Genomic DNA, 2,014 nt, shown 5'->3' with positions numbered 1-2,014 from the left:
CGACAGCCGGGCATCCACGCTGACCACAGCGAGAAAATCGACCCGCAGCCGAACTTCTCAGCCGACCAACTCAAGGTCGAGAAAGATCGAGGCTAATTAGAGCCAACCGCCGCTTGCGGCTCGTCTCGTGGCGCGAAGCTCGCACTCATCTTCTGAACGAGCGTCATCCAGGAAACGATCTCCACCCGGCAGCGTTGCCCACACCCCCTGGGGGACGTCAAATCGCGCTCCGAATCCAGGCCGAGAAACCTCCCCGAATGCGCGCCTTTATATAAGAATAGATTTCCATGGAGGTTGTCGGCGACGGAATGATCGCCCGCTGTACTCCATCCGCGCCTTCTGCGGTTTCGTCCTGTCGCATGTCAACGCCCTGGCATGATCGCGATCCTGACAGGCGGCCCGGGGCTCGGCGCCCACGTCACCGGCCTGCTGCTCAGGCGACGGCTCAAGGAGCTCGGGGCACCTGGCGAGGTTTTCCTGGCCGAGGCGTTCTGGCAGCCCGAACGGCGCGACAGGATCTCCGCCAGCAAGGAGGCGTACCAGCGGGACTTCCGTCTCGCCCGGGTCGGCCAGCGCCTTTTCCGCAACCTGTCGGACGCCTTCGACCCGATGCTGATCGAATCGGCGAAGAAGCGCTGGCATGACGACGCGGTCCATCGTTTCGTCGTCTTCAGCGGTCTCTGGCTGCCCGTCGTGGAGAGTTACGCGGAGGAGTTCGGGGCGGTGCCCGTTGACGTGTGCCACGCCGACTCGGCCAACTCGCCGTCCTTCGCCCGCCGGGCCGAGTCGCTGGGCAGGCATCGGGAGGTGTGGCTGTTCGACTCCGCCGGCAACGACATCCCCTGGACGATCAGGGCCACCACCGAGCCGCCGCTGCGCTGGGAGGATCGGGACAGGCGCGTCCTGGCGCACGGCGGCGGCTGGTCGATGGGCACGTACCTGGAGCGGGCCGCCGAGCTGAGCGCCGCGGGCCTGCCGCTCGACCTCGTGGTGCGCGACGTCGGCGAGGCTCCCGGCCTCGCTCCCGGCTCGCGTCGCTTCATGATGGATCCCTCCTGGAATCCCTGGCACGACGACGGCTTCCCGCCCTTCGGCGAGATCGTCGCCGACGCGCCCCCCGTGTACGAGCAGGCCGAGGACCATCACCAGGCGCTCGACCTGACCAGGCACGCCGTGGCGATCATGGCCAAGCTGGGCGGAGGCACGATCCTCGACGCGTTCACCGCGGCGACGCCGATCATCTGCCTGGAGGGGTACGGCGAGCACGAGGATCGTAACGTGCAGTTCTGCGTTGACCTGGGCATCGGCATCACGTTCGAGGCGTGGCGGGACACCGGCTTCTCGCTGGAGCCGCTCGCGCGGATGCACCTCCGCCTGCTCGACCTGCAAGACCGGCCCCGTGATTACGCGCGGGAGCTGGCGGCGGTTGCCGGCTGATCGCCGCGCTCGCTCCCCCGCCACGAGCCGCCCAGCATCACCTCGGGCAGCTCCGGGGGCCGCTGTCCTGCCCGGCGCCGAGGACGGTGACCTGGGCTGCAGGGGTTTCCGGTGCCATGGCGGCGGCCGTGCACACGATCTGGTCGATGGCCAGTGCGGGCAGTCGGCTTGGCGGGGTGGACAGGGTCACCACCAGGTTGCCGGTGGGTTCGGCGATCATCGAGAACGGGCCGGCTGCGGGTGGGACGTCGGTGGTGAGCCCTTGCCTCTGTTCTCTCGGGGTGGGTCCGGTGGCCAGCAGCGCGAGCGTGTCGGTCGGGGAGAGTCGGTAGCCGGGTCGTGTCACCGTGCTGAGTCGGCCGTTTTTGACCAGGTAGAGGGTGACTTTCAGGGGTGGTGCGGTGGGTCCGCTGGGTGGGTCGCCGGCGGGGATGGCGTCGCTGGGTTGCACGCCGCAGCCGGCCATGAGCGTCAGCAGGCCCGCGGCGAGTAGGCGGCGGGTGGGCCCGGCGCTCATTCGGGGCTCCCGTCGGGAGCGTCTGCCCGGCGTGGCAGGCGCAGGGTGAAGAGGGCGCCG

The 2,014-nt window shown here is 69.1% G+C and carries 2 protein-coding genes; one reads left to right on the top strand and one right to left on the bottom strand.

What is annotated here, in order from left to right; genetic code table 11:
• Positions 1 to 375 precede the first annotated feature (375 nt).
• Positions 376 to 1,437 carry a hypothetical protein gene (locus tag AB0L65_RS62855; protein ID WP_364267601.1) on the top strand — a complete coding sequence of 354 codons (1,062 nt, stop codon included), beginning with the start codon at positions 376 to 378 and terminating at the stop codon, positions 1,435 to 1,437.
• A 37-nt stretch (positions 1,438 to 1,474) separates the two neighbouring features.
• Here AB0L65_RS62855 and AB0L65_RS62850 read toward each other — a convergent pair whose 3' ends face one another.
• Complete coding sequence (locus tag AB0L65_RS62850) at positions 1,475 to 1,954, bottom strand: hypothetical protein (RefSeq protein WP_364267598.1); 480 nt, start codon at positions 1,952 to 1,954, stop codon at positions 1,475 to 1,477.
• Positions 1,955 to 2,014 lie beyond the last annotated feature (60 nt).

The organism is Nonomuraea sp. NPDC052116 (assembly GCF_040680035.1).
Lineage (GTDB): Bacteria > Actinomycetota > Actinomycetes > Streptosporangiales > Streptosporangiaceae > Nonomuraea > Nonomuraea angiospora_A.
The sequence above is the reverse complement of the archived record's forward strand: the minus strand, read 5'-3'. Positions and strand labels throughout refer to the sequence as shown.

Excerpts from the sequence above, each read along its gene's own strand:
- AB0L65_RS62855 (WP_364267601.1), top strand. The coding sequence starts at position 376 with ATGATCGCGATCCTGACAGGCGGCCCGGGGCTCGGCGCCCACGTCACC.
- AB0L65_RS62850 (WP_364267598.1), bottom strand. The coding sequence starts at position 1,954 with ATGAGCGCCGGGCCCACCCGCCGCCTACTCGCCGCGGGCCTGCTGACG.